The organism is Achromobacter sp. ISS7 (assembly GCF_056523125.1).
This window is the reverse complement of record NZ_JAWRZD010000001.1, coordinates 50,574-70,610: the sequence shown is the minus strand read 5'-3', so window position 1 is coordinate 70,610 and position 20,037 is coordinate 50,574. Positions and strand designations below refer to the sequence as shown.

Sequence of the window (20,037 nt, the reverse complement as noted above, 5' to 3'; positions counted from 1 at the left end):
AGCCTCGTGCCCCGCTTGCGCAAAACCTTCAGGAACCTGACTTCACGTCTGCGGCTCGGCTTGTTCGGCCGCACGTTCCTGCTGCTGGCCGCTCTCATGCTGGTCAGTCTTGGGGCGTGGCTACAAGTCTTCTTCAGCATGGAGCTGGGACCGCGCGCCAATCAGATGGCGCAGCGGGTGATCACGGCCGTCAATATCACGCGCACCGCGCTGATCTATTCCCATAACGGCGAACGCAGCAAGCTCCTGCTCGACCTGGCCACCAATGAAGGCATCCAGGTCTACCCGCGCGAGGTCACCGACTTCGCCGAGGCCCTTCCCGACGACGATTACTGGCAGCGAGTGGCGCAGCATATCCGCACGCGCTTCGGCCCGGAAACCCAGATTGCCTGGGGCGTGAACCAGGTGCCCGGGTTCTGGGTCAGCTTCCAGATCGAAAAGGATCTTTACTGGCTGGTGTTCGAGCGCGAGCAGATCGGGCTGACCGGCGGCATCGAATGGCTGGGATGGGGCGCCACGGCGCTACTGCTGTCCCTTGTGGGCGCGGCGGTCAGCGTCGGCTTCGTCAACCGGCCGCTGTCGCGGCTGGCGCGCGCGGCCCAGGTGCTGTCGCGCGGCGAGACGCCGGCGCCCCTGCCCGAGCAGGGGCCGCTGGAAATCCGCGACCTGAACGCCTCGTTCAACCGCATGGCCAAGGATCTGCGGCAAGCCGAGGCCGACCGCGAGCTGATGCTGGCGGGCATTTCCCACGACCTGCGAACACCGCTGGCGCGCATGCGCCTGGAAATCGAGCTGAGCGGCGTGTCGGAAGACGCGCGCCAGGCCATCGACGAGGACCTCGGCCAGATCGACCACAGCATCGGCCAGCTGATGGAGTACGCCCGCCCCGCCGGCACCCTGCCGCAACTGGCCACCGACATTTCCGCCGTGCTGGCCGAGCTGTACGAACGCGAGCGCAGCCACACCTCGTCGCTGGGCGGCGAGCTGGACGCCACGCTCGAACCCGGCCTGCGCGCCCGCATCACCGCGCTGGACCTCAAACGCATCGTCAGCAACCTGATCGAGAACGCGCGCCGCTACGGCCGCTCGACCGACGGCATGGCCCATCTGGTCATGACACTGCAAGCTGAGGGCGGCATGATCGTGATCGAGGTGTCCGACCGCGGTCCCGGCATCGCCCCCGAGGACGTCGACCGCCTGTTGCGTCCCTTCTCGCGCGGCGAGGCCGCCCGCACCGGCGTCAGCGGCGCCGGCCTGGGCCTGGCGATCGTCGAGCGCCTGCTCAAGCACGTCGGCGGCGCCCTGCGCATGCTGCCGCGCGAGGGCGGCGGCCTGACCGCGCGCATAGAGTTGCCCAAAGCGAAGTTTAGGAATTATCAATTAGACAACGATAATCCATAGCGTAGAATTTATGGTTTGAGGCACCGCCTTAATTCCACCAACAACTACTGGGAGTAAACATGAAAACTGTTGGCGACAAACTCGAGCCCTTCAAGGTTACCGGCGTCAAGCCCGGCTTCAACCAGCACGAAGAAAACGGCGTCTCGGCTTTCGAAGACATCACCGAGAGCTCGTTCCCCGGCAAGTGGAAGGTGATCTACTTCTACCCGAAGGACTTCACGTTCGTGTGCCCGACCGAAATCGTCGGCTTCAACAAGCTGGCCAAGGATTTCGAAGACCGCGACGCCGTCCTGCTGGGTGGCTCGAGCGACAACGAATTCGTCAAGCTGGCCTGGCGCCGTGAGCACCCGGACCTGAACAAGCTGGGTCACTACCAGTTCGGCGACACCACCGGCGCCCTGATCGACCAGCTGGGCGTGCGTGAAAAGGGTGCTGGCGTTGCCCTGCGCGCCACCTTCATCGTCGACCCGGACAACACGATCCAGCACGTTTCGGTGAACAACCTGAACGTCGGCCGTAACCCGGAAGAAGTCCTGCGTCTGCTCGACGGTCTGCAGACCGACGAGCTGTGCCCGTGCAACCGTACGGTTGGCGGCGCCACGCTGTAATTTCCAGCCCGGCCGGGGACCTGTCCGCAGGGCCTTCGCCGGGCTTTAACTGCGCTAGATTATAGGTAAAAACTATGGAATTTCTGACGACCATTAAGGAACAGCTGCCGGATTGGGCCAAAGACATCCGCCTGAATCTGGACGCCGTGATCGCCCGCTCGACCCTCGCCCCGGAAGACGCCATCGGCGCCGCCCTGTCGGCCGCCTACGCCGCGCGCAGCCCGGTGCTGGTCGAAGCCTTCAAGAGCGGCCTGTCGGAAGCCGACGCCAATGCCGCGCTGACCGCCTCGGCGCTCATGGGCATGAACAACACCTGGTACCCGTACGTCGAGATGACCGGCGACGCCCAGCTCAAGAGCCTGCCGGCCCAGCTGCGCATGAACGCCTACGCCACCCACGGCGGCGTCGACAAGAAGCGCTTCGAGCTGTTCGCGCTGGTGGCCTCCATCATCGGCAAGTGCCACTTCTGCGTCGCCTCGCACTACGAGAACCTGAAGAAGGACGGCCTGTCGACGGAGCAACTGCGCGACGCCGGCCGCATCGCCTCGGTCGTCAACGCCGCCGCCCTGGCGCTGACCGCGCAGGGCAAGTAAGCCCCGGCTGACGGCGCCAGAAAAAAACCCGCCTGTGCGAACAGGCGGGTTTTTTGTTGGGCGCGTCGCGACGGGCTTGCGGCGCCTACTTGTCCTGGGCGGACTTGACCTTCACCATCGGCAGGCCATTGGCGACCCAGGCCTCGATGCCGCCGCGGTACCAATAGGCCGGCCAGCCCAGCGTGCCGGCGCGCAGCGCGGCGTTGTAGGACGAGCGGTCGTTCATGCTGGCGCCCACGAACACCAGGGGAACGTTGTGTTCCTCTGCGGTGCCCGTCTTCTTGTGCAGCCAGCCGTCAAAGGCGTTCTGCATCTGGTCCGCGACGCTGCCGTCCGAGCCCGCGTCGACCAGCGGGAAGGCATCGGGCAGCGTCTCGTTCGAGCCGCTGGTGTCGATCACCAGCAGGTTCTTCTCGTTCTTGTACAGGGCCACCAGGTCGCGCGTCGTGATGATCTTGGCGCGCGGATGGTTGTTCGGCGTCGGCCCCTTGTAGGGCGACGAGAACAGCAACGTGGTCGGCGGCACGCCGAGGTCGCGCAGTTCATCGAAGCCGCCGCTGGGCGCGGCGCCGCCGGCAGGTTGCTGGCGCGGCTGTTGCTGCGGTTGCTGTGGTTGCTGCTGTTGCGGCGCGGCCCCGCCCCCCTGCTTGGGTTCGCCGCCGACCGTGCCCATCTCGATGTCCGACACCATCACCGCGATGTTCTCGATCAGCTCGTAGCACATGGTGATCGTGCCTTCGCGCGGGCTGTACCAGGCGTTGAGCTTGCCGCAGTCCTTGAACACCACGTTGACCGGCCGCGGCAGGACGTAGGTCTTGCCCAGCTCCTTGATGTTGTTGCCGATCGGCTGGGACAGGTTGTTGGCGAACATGTTGCCGATACGGCGCGACGAGGGCTCGAACACCACGTTGACCGGCGCGCCGGGCGCGTTGGCCGGCTGCTCGCCATCCGGCGTCCAGGCGCCGACGCGGGTGTGGGGCGCCAGGATCCTGCGCCAGGCGCGGTTCTGCTTGGCGTATTCATCCGCGCAACGCGCCTTGGTGCGGTCCTCGAAGCCAACCTGTTGCACCAGGGATTCGAACACGCCCGGGTTGCCGCCGTACATGATGCACAGCATGTTGCGGAAGCGCTTCAGGTCGCCGGTGTGCTCGTCCTGCCAGGGCGAATTGCCCGCGCCCTTGGCCTCGGCCAGCTTGCCGCTGTAGTACCACTGCAGCGCGGCGTAGGTCGCGCCGCCATTGACCATGGCGTTGGCTTCCTTGTCCTTGGACGGGTACATGGTCGGTTCGACGATCTGCAGCGCCGAATAGATGTCGACCGCGTCTTCCTCGGCGCCGGTCGACGGCAGTTCCAGCTCGCCGATCAAGGCGTGGCCGAACTCATGCAGGAAGATGCTGCGCATGATGCCGACGTAGACCGACACCATCCGCACCGTGTCCCCGCCGAATCGCGGCAGCGGCCCGGAGCCCTGCACGCCACTGTTCTCGCCGGATTGGGGCGCCTGCTGGGGCGCGCGCGGTGGCTGCTGGGGCGCGCCGCCCTGTTGCGGCGCGGCGCCGCCGGCCGGCTTGTTGGAATTCAGGTTCGAATTGATGGTGAAGTCGGCGATCCCGAAGGTGCCGACGTCATACGCCATGATGCCGAGTTCGGAACCCAGCGCCGGTTCGTCCTCGATGTCGCCGATCTTCTGGCCATTGACGATGAAGCGGGCCGCGCCCGGCACTTCGACGACCTTGATGCGGTCGGAGCCGTCCAGCTTGGCCACGTTGGGCACGTTGGCGATATCGCGGCGCTTGTCGCCGTTCAGACAGAACAGGATGGTCTGCTTGGCGGCCGTGAGTTCGAGCAGGGACAGGGCCTTGCGGGCGCGGTTGTTGAGCACCAGGCCGATCGAGGCCTTGGGGTTGGTCGAACTCAGGACCACGTTGACGTCGGTGATGCGGCCGTTTTCCGGCGCCTGACCCACGTTGAGATAGAACGTCTGTTCGCTGCCGGATGTCGCCCGGTTGCGCAGGGTGAACCAGCCATCCTCGACACCCGCGGTCCAGCCCTGCAGCATCTGGGATCGGACAGCCCCGGAAAGCGGGCCGAGCTGCTGCTCGAATTCTGCATGTGCAGGCGAACCGAAGGCGACCAGGGCCAAAAACAAGGCAGCGCCACGTACATGCATTTCCAGTGTCCCTATTATCCAGACGTTAAGTAGCGGCAGAGTATTCCAGTTCAAATGCACCCGCAAGACGAAAGCACGGCGTGTTCCGGGCGCTGGCGGCCGAAATCGCGGGCAATCTCCGTCAAACCGCAGCAGCGACGCGGCTCGCGGCTTTTCTTGCGTTTTGTTAATTTGTTATGGACATGTATCCGCGCGGATATCCGTGCGAATAAAACAACGCATGCACGCAAAAAAAAGGCGCGGGAGACACCCGCGCCATGCATTCAAAACGTCGGTCGGCCCGGCGACTTTCAGGCCCGCGCCAGCAGCGCCACCACGGTTGCCGCGATGCCTTCCTTGCGGCCCAGGTAACCCAGGCCTTCGTTGGTCTTGGCCTTGATGTTGACCTCGGTTTCGGCCAGGCCGGTGTCGGCCGCGATGTTCCTGACCATGGCCGGCGCGTGCGGGCCGATCTTGGGCGCCTGCGCATGCAGGGTCGCGTCGATGTTCACCGGCGTCCAGCCGGCCTGGCGCACCCGCGCCATGGCCTCGCGCAGCAGCACGCGGCTGTCCGCGCCCTTGAAGGCCGGGTCGGTATCGGGAAAATGGCGGCCGATGTCGCCCAGGCCGGCGGCGCCCAGCAAGGCGTCGGTGATCGCGTGCAGCAGCACGTCGGCATCGGAATGGCCCAGCAGGCCGTGGCTGTGGGGAATGGTCACGCCGCCGATGATCAGCGGCCGGCCCTCGACCAGCGCATGCACGTCAAAACCCTGTCCGACGCGGAAAGGAATACTCATAGCCATTTTTCCATCAGTTCGAAATCGTCCGGCCAGGTCACTTTGAAATTGCGCATCGCGCCGGGCACCAGCAGCGGCGCGTAGCCCGCGGCCTCGATCGCCGAGGCCTCGTCGGTCACCGCCACGCCGTTCACCGCGGCGGCCGTCAGCGCGTCGCGCAGGGCGCCGGCGCGAAACATCTGCGGCGTCTGCGCCAGCCACAGGCCGTTGCGGTCGAGCGTGCGCTCGACCCGCTCGTCGCCGCCCTTGACGGTGTCGGCCACCGGCAGCGCCAGCAGGCCGCCGACCGGGTCCGCCAGGCAGGCGTCGATCAGGCGCGCCAGCGCCGCGGCCGGCAGGCCGGGGCGGGCCGCGTCGTGCACCAGCACCCAGGTATCGTCCGGCACGCCGCTATCGGCCAGCGCGCCCGCCACGGTATCGGCGCGGGTGGCGCCGCCGCAGGCGCGCCAGACGGTGCGCGGCAGGCCGGCCACGGCCTGGTCGACCCAGCCGTCGCCCGGCGTCACCGCCACCCGCACCTGCGACACGCGGTCGTCGGCGAGCAAGGCGGCCACCGCGTGGCGCAGCATGGGCTGTCCGGCCAACGGACGGTATTGTTTCGGCACGCTCTCGGCGCCGGGGCGGCTGGCACGGGCGCCGACGCCGGCGGCGGGAACGATTGCGATGATTGAGTCAGACATGGTTCGGTGATTTTATAATCTTCCGCTTGATGCCTGCTCCCAGCCTGATGCCCGCCCTCACCTCCTCCGCCACGGCAGCGCCGCCCGTCCCCGCGACCGCCCCCACTCTTGCCGCGCTCAAAGCCGGCGCGCGCTATGCGCAGCCTCGTCCGCCGGGCTCCGGCGACGCCTGGCTGCTGGCCGACCTGGCCCGGCAGGCGGCGGCGCCCCTGGTGGTGCTGACCGCCGAGCCGCTGGAAGCCCAGCGCCTGGCCGAGGAAATCGCGCTGTTCGCGCCCGGCCTGCGCGTGCGCCAGCTGCCCGACTGGGAAACGCTGCCGTACGACGCCTTCTCGCCGCACCAGGACCTGATCTCCGAGCGCCTGCACACCCTGCATTCGCTGATGATGAAGACGGTGGACGTGCTGACGGTGCCGGTCACCACGGCGCTGTACCGGCTGGCGCCGCCCTCCTTCCTGGCGGCCTACACCTTTTCCTTCAAGCAGAAGGACAAGCTCAACGAGGCGGCGCTGCGCGCGCAGCTGACGCTGGCCAACTACAACCACGTCACCCAGGTCACCGCGCCCGGCGAGTTCTGTCTGCGCGGCGGCCTGATCGACCTGTTCCCGATGGGATCGGCGCTGCCCTACCGGCTGGACCTGTTCGACGACGAGATCGAGACCATCCGCAGCTTCGACGTCGACACCCAGCGCAGCCTGTATCCGGTGCGCGAGGTGCAGTTGCTGCCGGGCCGCGAGTTCCCCATGGACGAGGACTCGCGCAACCGTTTCCGCGCGCGCTTCCGCGAGATCTTCGAAGGCGACCCGTCGCGCGCCCTGCCCTACAAGGACATCGGCAACGGCATCCCCTTCGCCGGGGTCGAGTACTACCTGCCGCTGTTCTTCGACGAGACCGCGACGCTGTTCGACTACCTGTCCGAGGGCACCATCACCGTCACCGTCGGCGACATCGACGACGCCATGATGCGCTTCAGCCAGGACACCGGCAGCCGCTACGGCTTCCTCAAGAGCGACCGCGAGCGCCCGGTGCTGCCGCCGTCCGCGCTGTTCCTGGACGAACAGGCACTGTACGCCCGCCTGAAAGACTTCCGCCGCCTGGCGCTGGCCGCCGGCCAGCCGCACCCCGACTTCCGCGCCGCGCCCGACGTCAGCGTGGCGCGCCGCGCCGAAGACCCGATCGCCAAGCTGCGCACGCATGTCGGCAAGCCGCAAGGCCGCGTGCTGCTGTGCGCCGACTCGGCCGGCCGCCGCGAGACGCTGGTGCAGATGCTGAACGAGTTCGGCGTCACCCCCGATGCGCAGCCGGACAGCATCGAGGCCTTCCTGGCCTCCGACGCCCACTTCGGTATCGTCGCCGCGCCGCTGGCCACCGGCTTCGAGCTGCCGCAGGCCAACCTGGCGTTCCTGACCGAGAACGACCTCTATCCGGGGCTGACCAGCACCGGCCGGCGCGGCAAGCGCGACCAGGAACGCGCCAGCAACGTCGAAGCGATGGTGCGCGACCTGTCCGAACTGCGCGCCGGCGACCCGGTGGTCCATGCGCAGCACGGCATCGGCCGCTATCACGGCCTGGTCAACATGGACATGGGCGAAGGCGAGATGGAGTTCCTGCATCTCGAATACGCCAACGGCAGCACGCTGTACGTGCCGGTGTCGCAGCTGCACGTGATCGCCCGCTACAGCGGCGCCGATCCGGAAGTCGCGCCGCTGCACCAGCTCGGCTCGGGCCAGTGGGACAAGGCGCGCCGCAAGGCCGCCAAGCAGGTGCGCGACACCGCCGCCGAGTTGCTGGCGCTGTACGCCCAGCGCGCCGCGCGCGAGGGCTTCGCCTTCAACCTGCCGCTCAACGACTACCAGGCCTTCGCCGAGGGCTTCGGTTTCGAGGAAACCGCCGACCAGGCGGCCGCCATCGAGGCCGTGCTGGCCGACATGACCTCCGGCCGGCCGATGGACCGCCTGGTGTGCGGCGACGTCGGCTTCGGCAAGACCGAGGTGGCGCTGCGCGCCGCGTTCCTGGCGGTGGCCAACGGCAAGCAGGTCGCCCTGCTCTGCCCCACCACGCTGCTGGCCGAACAACATGCGCAGACCTTCTCCGACCGCTTCGCCGACTGGCCGGTGCGGGTGGTGGAGCTGTCGCGCTTCCGCTCGGCCAAGGAAGTATCGGCCGCCATCGAGGGCATCAACGACGGCCGCGTCGACATCGTCATCGGCACCCACAAGATCCTGTCCAAGGACGTGAAGTTCAAGCGCCTCGGGCTGGTCATCATCGACGAGGAACACCGCTTCGGCGTGCGCCAGAAGGAAGCGCTCAAGGCGCTGCGCGCCGAGGTCGACGTGCTGACCCTGACGGCCACGCCGATCCCGCGCACGCTCGGCATGTCGCTGGAAGGCATCCGCGATTTCTCGGTCATCGCCACCGCGCCGCAAAAGCGCCTGGCGATCAAGACCTTCGTGCGGCGCGAGGACGGCAGCACGCTGCGCGAGGCGCTGCTGCGCGAACTCAAGCGCGGCGGCCAGTGCTACTTCCTGCACAACGAGGTCGAGACCATCCACAACCGCCGCGCCCGCCTCGAAGAGCTGGTGCCCGAGGCCCGCATCGCGGTGGCCCACGGCCAGATGCCCGAGCGCGAGCTGGAACAGGTGATGAAGGGCTTTTACCAGCAGCGCTACAACGTGCTGCTGTGCACCACCATCATCGAGACCGGCATCGACGTGCCCAGCGCCAACACCATCGTGATCCACCGCGCCGACCGCTTCGGCCTGGCGCAGCTGCACCAGCTGCGCGGCCGCGTCGGCCGTTCGCACCACCAGGCCTACGCCTACCTGCTGACGCCGGGCGAGGACGCCATCACCAGCAACGCCAAGAAGCGGCTGGAGGCGATCCAGGCCATGGAGGAACTGGGCTCCGGCTTCTACCTGGCCATGCACGACCTGGAAATCCGCGGCACCGGCGAGGTGCTGGGCGACTCGCAGTCCGGCAACATCCAGGAAGTGGGCTTCTCGATGTACAACGAGATGCTGAACGAAGCGGTGCGCGCCCTGCGCGCCGGCGAAGAGCCGGACCTGGACGCGCCCTTCAACCTGGCCTGCGAGGTCAACCTGCATGCGCCCGCGCTGCTGCCGTCCGACTACTGCGCCGACGTGCACGCGCGCCTGAGCGTCTACAAGCGCCTGGCCCACGCCGCCGACGAAGACGACCTGATCCAGATCCAGGAAGAACTGATCGACCGCTTCGGCAAGCTGCCCGAAGCCGCGCAGACGCTGCTGACCACGCACCGCCTGCGCCTGGCCGCGCAGCCGCTGGGCATCGTCAAGATCGACGCCAGCGAAACCCAGGCGCTGCTGCAGTTCGGCCCCAAGACCAGCGTCGATCCGGCGAAAATCATCGAGCTGGTGCAGCGACAACGCCACATCAAACTCGCCGGACAGGATAAATTGCGGGTTGAGATCAAGGCTGCGCAGATCCCGGCCCGCGCCGATGCCGTGCGCGCCGTGCTGCGCGCCTTGAAGTAACCCGCCCCGACCTTCGCATTTTTATGACTATCCATCACCTCGTCGTCCAATCTCCCGGCCTGACGGTCGAACACGCCGAACAGATCGCCGCCCTGGCGCAGGCGCAGGGCGTGGCCCGCATCAGCGCGACGGCCGCCCGCCTGCTCGACGTGCAGCACGACGACGCCACCCGCGCCGACGTGGTGGCGTGGGCCGAGCGCCATGGCATCGACACCGCCTTCGTGCCGGCCGGCCTGAAGCTGGCGCAATGCAAGGTGCTGGCGATGGACATGGACTCGACGCTCATCAACATCGAGTGCATCGACGAGATCGCCGGCGTGGCGGGCGTCAAGGACAAGGTCTCGGAGATCACCGAGGCCGCCATGCGCGGCGAGATCAAGGACTTCTCCGAAAGCCTGCGCCGCCGCGTGGCGCTGCTCAAGGACGTGCCGGCCGAAGCGCTGGAGCAGGTCTACACCGAGAAGCTGCGCCTGAACCCGGGCGCCGAGCGCCTGATCACCACCGCCCAGGCGGCCGGCATCAAGGTGCTGCTGGTCTCGGGCGGCTTCACCTTCTTCACCGACCGCCTGCGCGAGCGCCTGCGGCTGGACAGCGCGCACGCCAACACGCTGGAGATCGACAACGGCGTGCTGACCGGCCGCGTGCTGGGCGACATCCTGGACGCCGACGCCAAGGCCGTCTACCTGCGCGAGTTCGCCCGCACCCACGGCGCCACCAAGGAACAGATCATCGCCATGGGCGACGGCGCCAACGACCTGAAGATGCTGGGCGCCGCGGGCTTCCCGGTGGCCTACCACGCCAAGCCGCTGGTGCGGCAGCAGACGCGCTACGCGCTGAATGTGTCGGGCCTGGACGGCGTGCTGAACTGGTTCGAAAGCTGATCTTCACGCGGGTACGCCGGAAGGCCATGGCATCGGCCTGACGCGGTACGACGTATCCGCAAGAAAAAAGGGCCGCCCGTTGCCGGGACGGCCCCACGGGGACCGCCTGGCGGGCGAAATCCCCCCGCCAGGCGGCGCTACGCCGTGTTACTCGGATGGGTTACTCGGACGGCTTCGAAGCATCCAGCTTCACCGCCCCGCACTCTTCGCCCGCGCACACGCTGACGTCCACCTCCTGAGCCGCCATCTGGTAGTGGCTGGCCGGCACCGCCGGTTCACCACTGACATGGAAGCCGCTCTGAGGCGCCTGGGTCTGGGCCGAGGTCTGGGCGTTGGCGCTGCTCTGTCCCTGCGTGACCACAGTCGCGCTCGTGACGAGCTTCGCATCCTCGGCCGTCAACTGCGGGAACGGACCGCGCACCTCATCGATCGGCTTCTCGGGCTCGGCCGGCTTCACCGGGTCGACGGGCTTCTCTACCGGGTCGACGGGTTTCTCCACCGGGTCGACGGGCTTCTCCACCGGGTCGACGGGTTTCTCCACCGGGTCGACGGGTTTCTCCACCGGGTCGACGGGTTTCTCCACCGGGTCGACGGGCTTCTCCACCGGGTCGACGGGTTTCTCCACCGGGTCGACGGGCTTCTCCACCGGGTCGACGGGCTTCTCCACCGGGTCGACGGGCTTCTCCACCGGGTCGACGGGCTTCTCCACCGGGTCGGCAGGCTTCTCCACCGGGTCGACGGGCTTTTCCGACGGTGCGGCAGGATCCTTACCTGGCAACGGTTCTACGGGCGTCTCCGACGACGGATCCGGATCCTTGACCGGCGGAGTGACTTCAGGCTTGTCCGTCGGCGTCGTGGTTTCCTTGTCGGAGGACGGATCCGTCGGCGTCTCCGACGGCGTGGCCGGCTCCTTGTCCGACGACGCATCTTCGGGCTTTTCCGACGGCGCGGCAGGATCCTTGACCGGCAGCGATTCCACCGGTGTCTCCGACGACGGGTCCGGATCCTTGACAGGCGGGGTACCTTCAGGCTTGTCCGACGGCGTCGTGGTTTCCTTGTCCGAGGACGAATCCACCGGCTTGTCCGACGGCGTCGTGATTTCCTTGTCCGGGGACGGCTCCACCGGCTTGTCCGACGGCGTCGCCGGATCCTCGCTCGACGACGCATCTTCGGGCTTTTCCGACGGCGCGGCAGGATCCTTGACCGGCAGCGATTCCACCGGCGTCTCCGACGACGGGTCCGGATCCTTGACAGGCGGGGTACCTTCAGGCTTGTCCGACGGCGTCGTGGTTTCCTTGTCCGAGGACGAATCCACCGGCTTGTCCGACGGCGTCGTGATTTCCTTGTCCGGGGACGGCTCCACCGGCTTGTCCGACGGCGTCGCCGGATCCTCGCTCGACGACGCATCTTCGGGCTTCGTCGACGGCGCGGCAGGATCCTTGACCGGCAGCGATTCCACCGGTGTCTCCGACGACTGGTCCGGATCCTTGACAGGCGGGGTACCTTCAGGCTTGTCCGACGGCGTCGTGGTTTCCTTGTCCGAGGACGAATCCACCGGCGTCTCCGTCGGCGTCGTGGTTTCCTTGTCCGAGGACGAATCCACCGGCTTCTCCGACGGCGTCGCTGGATCCTTCTCCACCGGCTTCACCGGCGTTTCCACGGCGGGCAGGTTCGTCACGCCTTCGGCGGAACCCGCGGCGCTGAGCACGACGTTCTTGGGGACGGCCAAACCTCCCTTGAGCGTATTGTTTTCCAGGGAAAATCCCATCCCCTTGTCCGTGGCGATGCCGTTGACCTCCAGGCTCGCGGCGGAGAGCGTGCTATCGGTCATCCTTACACCGATGATGCTCCGGGTCGTGCCCGTCAACAGGATCTTCCCTGCAGCGGCATCCGCCGTGATGGTGCTGCCCGCGATGGTCAGCGCATTGCCCGGGTTCTCGTTGGCGGGATCGGATCCCGACAATCCGGTCAACGTGACGTTGCCGCCAGACGTGAGACGGCTGTTCGTCAAAGTCACGCCGTTGGAGCCGGCACCGCCCACCATCTCGGTACTCAGCTTCTTGGCGATACCGGTGATGTCAATATTGCCCCCCGCCTTGAGCGTCACGTCGGACAACAGTGCGGCCTTGCCGAAGTACGTGAGGCCATCGAGTTTCGTGCTGCCCGCCGAGGTGATGTCCACGCTGCCGAGCTGGAGCCCGTTGGTGCCATCCTGGACTTTCCCGCCGAGGTTGACCGCACCGGCACTGCTGCTGATCGTGATGCCCTGCTTGGCGCGGTCCGCGACGCTCATCGCCAGATGGCCGCTATTCGCCTGTAGGTTGACCCCACTCTTGCCCTGGATGGCGATCGTCCCGTAGTCGTCCTTGTCGGCCTTGCCGGCCCCCGAGGGCATGAAGGAAAACCGAATGTCTCCCGACGGTGCGATGATCTCGAGCGATCGCCCGGCCGAGAGGTTCGAAATCAGGGTGAACCCCGCCTTGAGCGACAAAGGCCCGTTCACCTTCAGGTCACCCGCGGCAACCAGGCTATAGAAACTTCCACTCGTCCCCCCCAGCGTGTCCAGGATGATATTGCCCGCGGTGATCGAGCCATTGTTGGAGAAAACCAGGGACGTCTTGCCGCTGGCGACGTTCGCCGGGCCAGCATGGAAATCACCGCCGTTCAGGTTGAAGTGAACATAATTTCCGATAGTGACAGTTCCGTCCTGTCCGCCATTTCCCGTCAGCAGGTTGACGTTGAGTTTGCCCGCGGTTGAGACCATGGCCAGGTCGGGGTTTGCCGGATCGGTCCATGTTCGATCTTCGAACGAGATGCCCTTGTCCGCCTTCAGCGTGAGGGTTGCATCGCCGCCCGCGGTCTTCTTTATTTTCGCGTCCAGCTTGACCGTGATGGCGCCGGGTTGGTCGCCTGCACCATGCGTATCCACCGTGACGCTGGTCCCGGCGCTCAATCGTTCGGAGATCTTTGCCGCGCTGACCTGCGCACCCGCGGCGGAAGGGCTGAACACCTGGCCCGATGCCGCATCGCCAGTGACGGCCGTACCCACGTTCGCGGCGCCACTGACGATCGCCACATCCAGCGGATCCAGCAGCCAGTTGCCCCCCAGCCCAGCCGGCGCGGAGGCGTCCACATCGCCAAAGGCCTGGAGATTCCCGCGGGACGACGTTTCCACCTGCCCGCCGTTACCGGCGCCAGCGCCGCCGCGCGCCAGGATGTTCCCCTGGAAGTTGGTGTAGTCCTCCGACCACAGCACGGCGGTGCCGCCATTGCCGCTTTGCGTCGCGGAGACGTCGATGGTGGCGGCCTTGTCCATCACCACCTTCGAGGCGTTGCGGATCTTGCCATCCTTGCCTTGCCAGCCTCCGCCGATATACACCTGGCCGCCACCGGTCTTGCCGGTGGCGGAGGTCTTGCCGGCTGCCGCGAGGTGGATGTTGCGGCCTTCCAGCGTGACCTTGCCGCCCTGCCCCGCCGCGCTGTCGGCCAGCAAGCGGCCGGACTGGCTCACCACGCCGCTGTCGCCGCCGTCCAGCACGATCTCGCCGCCGCGGCTTTCCAGTCCTTGCGCCTCGACGGTGCCGCTGTTGTTCACCACCGTGTTCAGCAGCATGTCGCGGCCGCGGGCGGTCAGGAACACCTGGCCGTCGGGCGCCGCGATCAGGCCGGTGTTTTCCACCAGCGCATTGACGACGCTACCACTGACCGACACCGACACCAGGCCGCTGTTGTCCAGTTGCAGGGAGACCTTGTCCGCCGCCGCCAGCACCGTCTTGCCCGCGGGTGTGGCGATGGTGCCGCTGTTCTTGACCTGGCCGCCGGCCAGCACGATGTAGCCGCCCGGCGCGGCCACCAGGTTGCCCTGGTTGACGACCTGGGCGTCGGCGCTGCCGCCGCTCAGGTCGTAGCGGCCCGCCATGAAGTCGGTGGTGCTGAGATTCTTGGTGGAGGCCAGCAGGCCCGCCACGTTCACCTGCGCATCCTTGCCGAACAGGACACCGTTGGGGTTCAGGATGATGACCTTGCCGTTGGCCTGCAGGCTTCCGAGGATCTGCGAGCCGCTGGCCCCTATCACCCGGTTCAGCGCCACTGCGTTGCTGTCGGGCTGGACGAAGCGCACGGTGTTTTGCGCGCCGACGTCGAAACTCTGCCAATGGGTGACCAGGTTCTGCGTCTGCTGCTGGATGGTCATCTGGTTGCCGGACGTGCTGATGCCACCCTGGCCCGCGACGATCTGGCCGCCGACGGGCAGGTCGGGATTGGCCAGCGCCAATCCGGGCAGTGTGACCAAGGCGAGTGCGGCCAAGAGCGGACGCAGCGACAGCACGCTCGCGCCGCCGGAGCCCGCGCGCGAAGCCGAGCGGCCCGTGCTTTTCTGCTTGCCAGCCCCGGTGGTCAGCTCGCTCACGGCGACCAGCTGGTTGCGGCGCCGGTCAAATTTCAATCGATAGATCTTGTTCATGATTCATGCTCTTTGGAGATGCGGACACGCAAGCACGGCAGCCCGGGTGGGCGCCATGCGCCTGGCGTCGTGCTCAGGTATCCGCATGGACGAAATGGGTCACTGCCGGGAAGTCAGAAGGTCTTCACCGCCGACAGCCAGAAGCGGTCATGGTCGTTGTGCACGGCGTTCGGCTCCGCCACGCCCGTGCGATGCGCCCAGGTCATGGTCAGCGCGTAGTCGCCCGGCGACGACAGCGTCAGGTACATCCCCGCCCCCGCCAGGTTCAGGTGGTTGTCGCCGGCCAGACGGCTGCCCTGGCTGGACGTGTTGTTGCGGTACTGCTCGCCCCAGCCCTGGTCATAGAAAGCCGCCACCGTGACCTGCGGCGCGTTGCCCGCCCAGGCCGGCGCGGTGATGCCCTGGCGCAGGCGCAGTTCGGCCGTGGCCACGGCCCCCTGGTCCACGGTGCCGTCACCGATGTCGTAAGCGCGCACGGCGGACGGGCCGCCCATCAGGAATTTCTGCGATGCATCCAGGTTGTGGTTCGCCACCTGGCCATTCAGGCCGACGTAGAGGGAGAACGGCCCCCACATCTGTTGATCGTGATTGACCTGGAAATTGAAGCGGGAGAACTGGCCGCCGGAGTTGGCCGCGGCCCCGAGTTCGCGCGACATGTCGCTGCGCAGGCTCACGTTGCCCAGCGTGCCGGTGACGCCGAACCCCGTCAGCCCGCCGGGCAAGTCCAGCACGGAGCCGGTCACGGACAGCGCGCCCAGGCTGACCTGCTTGCGGCCGAGGGTGACGCCGGACGGCGTCAACCCGGCGAACAGATCGGGGTACTCGTCCTTCAGGAATTGCTGCCCGGCATCCAGCCGCACATCGACGCGCGCGCGGGCCGTGCGTATCCAGGGCTGCGTCACGTACAGGCCGACGCTGTCCGAATGCCCCTTGAACGCCAGGCCGCTCAGGTTGTAGCGGTAGTTCAGATGGCTGTAGTTCAGGCCAAGCCGCGTGCCGCGGCCGCCGCCGGGCAGCAGGCTGTAGTCGATGGCGCCATTGAACAGATTGCTTTTTTCATACGCGTCCAGCACATCCACGCGCAACTGGTCGCCCAGGCCGAGCAGATTGTTGGCGTAGCCGCCCATCATGACCCGGCCGCGGCCGGTGGTGCGGTCGCCTTGATTGTCCAGACCCACGTAGCCCCCGTACCGCTTGCCCGGGGTCACGGTGATTTCCGGCGTGGTGGTGCCGGGCTTGGTGCCGGTGGCCATGGAAACCTGCGCCGTCACCCCCGGGATTTCGTTCAGCAGCAGCGCTTCGCGGTCGAGCGTCGCGCGCGTCACCAGTTCGCCTTCGGGGGTGGTGGCGCGGATCAGTTGCTCCACGATGGAAGAACGCAGCGAAGAGGTGTTCTTCACTTGCGCGCGGTCGTAATGGCCGGGAATCACCTGAATGGTCAGCTCGCCGTCCTTGACGGTCTGCGCGGGCAACACCGCGCGCGCCAGCAACAGGCCGTGCTGCCGATAGAGGTCCGTCACTTTCTGCGTCATGGCCGACAGGCCCGCGAAAGTCTGCGGGTGGTCGAGATCGGCCGCCACGACGCGCTGCAGCGCGGCCTCGTCAACGCCCTTGAGGACCGGCAAGCCGGTGAAGACGACTCGCTTGACGACCACCGTGGCACTCGAGTTCGGCGCGACACGACCCCGGGCCTGTTCCGGCGGCAACACCAGCGCCGGCGCGGCCGGCGCTGGCGGCCGCCCCGTTTCCTGCTGACGGATCTGGTTGCCGAGCGCCCCCGCGCCGGGCGGCATGCTTTGCGCCGCGGCGCCCGCGCTGGCGAGCAAGAGCATCATCGGCGCCAGCGTGAACATCGCGCGACATGGACGTGTCTTGTGTTTTTTGAGGCGAGCGAAGCCCACCCGCGCATGCAGATTGTGCATAGAAAATACCACCGGGTTAACTATTTAAAAAAGGACGGCTACCGCATCCGGGTAACTGAACACAAAGAACAAAGCGCTTCCAACGGCAGCACGATCATTGCCACGACCGGTGCCTTGCGCGGGCTGAACGCCGTCTTCCCTTTGCGGCGATGAACGTTGCGGGATGGCGCCAACGTTGCATCGCGTGATTGAGCAGGGGTTGATGATAAGTACGGGCACCACGGTCCGGACGCCCTGCAAACGAGTCAGCTTATGTGTGCACCACAAATCTCCGGTTTAGAAAATTGAGCGCTTCCACACGGGTTTGCGTTGCCTGGAAGCAGCTTTAATTCTGAAGCGGAATAGCGATAAAGTTCGGCGCGAACCCGGCATACAGGACCAACTAACGCGCGGGCAATCGGGCTTGAGGAAATTCCGCGACAACACCGCTGCCATCGATCAGCCGCGACAGACCGGCCCGACGCGCGAGGCGCCTGGAGATGCATCCGATGCAGGCGGGATCAGGGATTGCGCGGGATGGGTTTCGCGCCGCGCAGGCATGCGCGATGCCGCCGCGGGTGGCGGCGGTCATCGCGGGAGGCTGCGGGATCAGTAGCGCACTTTCACCGACAACAACGCCGCCCGTCCCGTGCCGAGCGCGGCGTGGTTCTTCGGTCGGGCGCGGGTGTAGTACGTCGTGTCGAACACGTTCAGCACGTTCAGCTGCAGCGATAGGTTCGGGCTGAACTTGTACTTGGCCATCGCATCGAAGCGCCAATACGACGGCACCCAGCGCGCCTTCGGCGCGCCGCTGGCATCGACGCCTGCATCCGCGTTGCCATAGACCTTGTCGACATAGTAGGCGCCGCCGCCCAGCGTCAGCTCGGGCAGCACCTTGTAGGTGGACCACAGGCTGAACGCGTTGCGCGGCGTGTTCGGCAGGTCCTGGCCCTCGGCGCCGATGTCCTTGCGGCCGCCGCGGATCAGCTTGCTGTCCAGGAAGGTATAGCCGCCATAGACGTTCCAGGCGGGCGTGATGGCGCCCGAGAAGCCCAGTTCGATGCCGCGCACGCGAGTCTGGCCCGCCTGCTCGTATTCGTTCGGCAGCACTTCGATGTTGGTGTTCTTGCGCTTGTCCTGGAACACCGCGCCCGTCAGCGTCAGGCGTTCATCGAACACCTGCCACTTGACGCCCGCCTCGACCGTGCGGCTCTTCTCCGGTCCGGCCGCTTCGTCCTGGCTCTTTCTCAGGATGTCGGATGCCGTGGCGCCCGACACCGCCGACGGCGTGGACGAGGTGCCAAAGGAGGCGTAGATCGTGCCTTGAGGCACCGGCTTGTAGGCCAGGCCCAGTTGATAGTTCAGCAGATTGTCGGTGCGGCTGTAGCTTTTCTGTTTCTTGTCGTGGCCTCTGGTGCGGTAGTCGTCCCAGCGCAGGCCGACGCTGGCCTGCCATTGCTCGCTGAACTTGAGGGTGTCAAAGCCGTACAGCGCCAGGGTGTCGGTGGCGTAGGGCGCCGACCAATCGGGGGCAGTGCGGCAGGGGTAAGCCACGTTCGGATCGGGATCGAACAGCGAGGTCTGCTCCAGACCGGCCGGGCATTTGGTGATGCCATCCGAGGCCAGCACCTGGGTGTTGGTGTAGGACATGGTTTGCCTGGCGCTGCTGTATTCGAACCCCAGGTCGAACCCGTGCTTGACCTCGCCTGTCAGGAATTCACCGCTCAGGTCGGTCTGGTTGGCGAATGTCTTGGTGGTGTAGTACCTGCCGTAGCCCGGCCTTCTCACGACCCCCGCGAGCAGGTCCGCGCGCTCGAACTGGGGCTGAGTGGCGATGTAGTCGGCAATTTCGTGGCCATACCGCACCACGCTGCGCAGCTTGAGCTTGTCGGAGAAATCATGCTGGAAATCAACGGTGCCCACGTTATCACTCGTGTCCATGTGATCGCGTCCAGCCAGACCGTAGAAGTTCTTGCGGCTGATACCGAGAGTCTCCGTGACCGGCAGACCCACTGTCGGGTCGTAGGGGATGGAGTAGTCCGGCATGCTGTCGTTCTGGTAGTGGTAGTAGCTCAGCGTGATGCGGGTCGGCGTGCCCATGCCCAGCGTCAGCGACGGCGCCACGCCCCAACGCGAGAAATTCACCGCCTTGTCGCGGCCCGGCACGTCGCCCTTGGTGCCCATGACATTCAGGCGGAAGGCCGACTTCTCGCCCAATCGCCAATTGCTGTCCAGGGTGCCGCGGTAGTTGCTGTCGGTGCCGATCTGGCCCGTGGCCTCGATGGCGTCCTTGGCCTTGGGCGCCTTGCTGACCAGGTTGATGCTGCCGCCCGCGCCGCCACGGCCGGCATAGACTGAATCGGGGCCCTTGATGATCTCGACCTGCTCCAGGTTGAAGGTGTCGCGCGCCTGCATGCTGACGTCGCGCACACCATCCAGGAACAGGCTGCTGGCGGCGTTCTGGCCGCGGATGACGGGCAGGTCGCCGCCAGCGCGGCCGCCTTCGCCGGCGGCGAAGGTGATGCCAGGCGAGTTTTGCAGCACATCCTGCAGCGAGGTCGCGGACTGGTCGGACATGACCTGCCTGGGCACCACCTGCACCGAGCGCGGCGTGTCCAGCAGCGGCGCGGTCATCTTGGACGATTGGACGCTGTCCGGTTGATAGGGCGAGGCCTCGCCTTCCACCTGCACCGGCGCCAACTCGGGGACGTGGCTGCTACCCGATTGCGCCATCGCATAGGGGCTGACGAACAGCGCCGGCACCGCCACCGCGGCGGCCAGCGACCCGGCCAATGAATTCAGGGCGTACGAATCTTCTCGTTTCACGATCAAGCTCTCCAGAATGTGAATGACAACCATTCCTGTTTATGGAAGGTTGCGATTCTGGACGCGAAACCTGATCGCCTTCAGCCAGGCGGGGGAAATCGGACCCGGTAACTCGCGGATGCCGTCGCTTGATGGCAATTGGCCACAAAAACGGCAATCGACGACAACGCGGGCGCCAAAGCAAAACGCCCCTTGCGGGGCGTTTCACGGGTACTGCGGGTATGGCG

At 66.6% G+C, this 20,037-nt stretch carries 12 protein-coding genes; 6 read left to right on the top strand and 6 right to left on the bottom strand.

Translation table 11 applies throughout. The features are described 5' to 3' along the window. Positions 1-6 precede the first annotated feature (6 nt). The 3 genes from risS (at position 7) to AC1HFW_RS00255 (ending at position 2,602) form a co-directional block, all read left to right on the top strand. The gene (gene risS, locus AC1HFW_RS00265; protein WP_006389232.1) at positions 7-1,401 is read left to right on the top strand and encodes a sensor histidine kinase RisS; all 1,395 of its coding nucleotides are present in this window, start codon (positions 7-9) and stop codon (positions 1,399-1,401) included. Between the two features lie 59 nt (positions 1,402-1,460). Further along, positions 1,461-2,009 carry a peroxiredoxin gene (locus AC1HFW_RS00260; protein ID WP_006389231.1) on the top strand — a complete coding sequence of 183 codons (549 nt, stop codon included), beginning with the start codon at positions 1,461-1,463 and terminating at the stop codon, positions 2,007-2,009. Between the two features lie 74 nt (positions 2,010-2,083). Further along, on the top strand, positions 2,084-2,602 hold the full coding sequence (locus tag AC1HFW_RS00255; RefSeq protein WP_006393423.1) for a carboxymuconolactone decarboxylase family protein: 519 nt from the start codon (positions 2,084-2,086) through the stop codon (positions 2,600-2,602). 85 nt (positions 2,603-2,687) lie between these two features. Here AC1HFW_RS00255 and AC1HFW_RS00250 read toward each other — a convergent pair whose 3' ends face one another. From AC1HFW_RS00250 to ispD, 3 genes are all read right to left on the bottom strand, one after another. Beyond that, a complete protein-coding gene (locus AC1HFW_RS00250; RefSeq protein WP_479281503.1) occupies positions 2,688-4,661 on the bottom strand; it encodes a DUF4344 domain-containing metallopeptidase in 1,974 nt (657 codons plus the stop codon). Positions 4,662-5,062: 401 nt separating this feature from the next. Then, positions 5,063-5,548, bottom strand: coding sequence for a 2-C-methyl-D-erythritol 2,4-cyclodiphosphate synthase (gene ispF, locus AC1HFW_RS00245; RefSeq protein WP_006393421.1), 486 nt, complete (start codon positions 5,546-5,548; stop codon positions 5,063-5,065). Then, positions 5,545-6,228 carry a 2-C-methyl-D-erythritol 4-phosphate cytidylyltransferase gene (ispD, locus tag AC1HFW_RS00240; protein WP_035360061.1) on the bottom strand — a complete coding sequence of 228 codons (684 nt, stop codon included), beginning with the start codon at positions 6,226-6,228 and terminating at the stop codon, positions 5,545-5,547. Before ispD ends, ispF begins: the two co-directional genes overlap by 4 nt. A 47-nt stretch (positions 6,229-6,275) precedes the next feature. Between ispD and mfd the strand changes: the two genes are divergently transcribed. Beyond that, on the top strand, positions 6,276-9,740 hold the full coding sequence (mfd, locus tag AC1HFW_RS00235; protein ID WP_479281502.1) for a transcription-repair coupling factor: 3,465 nt from the start codon (positions 6,276-6,278) through the stop codon (positions 9,738-9,740). Between the two features lie 23 nt (positions 9,741-9,763). After that, on the top strand, positions 9,764-10,621 hold the full coding sequence (gene serB, locus AC1HFW_RS00230; RefSeq protein WP_198485237.1) for a phosphoserine phosphatase SerB: 858 nt from the start codon (positions 9,764-9,766) through the stop codon (positions 10,619-10,621). A gap of 160 nt (positions 10,622-10,781) precedes the next feature. Here serB and AC1HFW_RS00225 read toward each other — a convergent pair whose 3' ends face one another. Beyond that, positions 10,782-15,083 (bottom strand): two-partner secretion domain-containing protein, encoded by a 4,302-nt coding sequence (locus AC1HFW_RS00225; protein WP_479281501.1) that lies wholly within the window; start codon positions 15,081-15,083, stop codon positions 10,782-10,784. A 113-nt stretch (positions 15,084-15,196) separates the two neighbouring features. Continuing rightward, positions 15,197-16,918 (bottom strand): ShlB/FhaC/HecB family hemolysin secretion/activation protein, encoded by a 1,722-nt coding sequence (locus tag AC1HFW_RS00220; RefSeq protein WP_479281500.1) that lies wholly within the window; start codon positions 16,916-16,918, stop codon positions 15,197-15,199. A gap of 72 nt (positions 16,919-16,990) precedes the next feature. Here AC1HFW_RS00220 and AC1HFW_RS00215 point away from each other — a divergent pair, with 72 nt between their 5' ends. After that, the gene (locus AC1HFW_RS00215) at positions 16,991-17,158 is read left to right on the top strand and encodes a hypothetical protein (protein WP_181952936.1); all 168 of its coding nucleotides are present in this window, start codon (positions 16,991-16,993) and stop codon (positions 17,156-17,158) included. 435 nt (positions 17,159-17,593) lie between these two features. On the opposite strand, the gene AC1HFW_RS00210 is transcribed toward AC1HFW_RS00215, so the two are convergent. Then, positions 17,594-19,843, bottom strand: a complete 2,250-nt coding sequence (locus AC1HFW_RS00210) for a TonB-dependent receptor (protein WP_479281499.1) — start codon at positions 19,841-19,843, stop codon at positions 17,594-17,596. Positions 19,844-20,037: the final 194 nt, after the last annotated feature.

Excerpts from the sequence above, each read along its gene's own strand:
- AC1HFW_RS00215 (WP_181952936.1), top strand. The coding sequence starts at position 16,991 with ATGCAGATTGTGCATAGAAAATACCACCGGGTTAACTATTTAAAAAAG.
- serB (WP_198485237.1), top strand. The coding sequence starts at position 9,764 with ATGACTATCCATCACCTCGTCGTCCAATCTCCCGGCCTGACGGTCGAA.
- AC1HFW_RS00225 (WP_479281501.1), bottom strand. The coding sequence starts at position 15,083 with ATGAACAAGATCTATCGATTGAAATTTGACCGGCGCCGCAACCAGCTG.
- ispF (WP_006393421.1), bottom strand. The coding sequence starts at position 5,548 with ATGAGTATTCCTTTCCGCGTCGGACAGGGTTTTGACGTGCATGCGCTG.
- AC1HFW_RS00250 (WP_479281503.1), bottom strand. The coding sequence starts at position 4,661 with ATGCTGCAGGGCTGGACCGCGGGTGTCGAGGATGGCTGGTTCACCCTG.
- ispD (WP_035360061.1), bottom strand. The coding sequence starts at position 6,228 with ATGTCTGACTCAATCATCGCAATCGTTCCCGCCGCCGGCGTCGGCGCC.
- AC1HFW_RS00210 (WP_479281499.1), bottom strand. The coding sequence starts at position 19,843 with ATGGTTGTCATTCACATTCTGGAGAGCTTGATCGTGAAACGAGAAGAT.
- AC1HFW_RS00255 (WP_006393423.1), top strand. The coding sequence starts at position 2,084 with ATGGAATTTCTGACGACCATTAAGGAACAGCTGCCGGATTGGGCCAAA.
- AC1HFW_RS00220 (WP_479281500.1), bottom strand. The coding sequence starts at position 16,918 with ATGATGCTCTTGCTCGCCAGCGCGGGCGCCGCGGCGCAAAGCATGCCG.
- mfd (WP_479281502.1), top strand. The coding sequence starts at position 6,276 with ATGCCCGCCCTCACCTCCTCCGCCACGGCAGCGCCGCCCGTCCCCGCG.
- AC1HFW_RS00260 (WP_006389231.1), top strand. The coding sequence starts at position 1,461 with ATGAAAACTGTTGGCGACAAACTCGAGCCCTTCAAGGTTACCGGCGTC.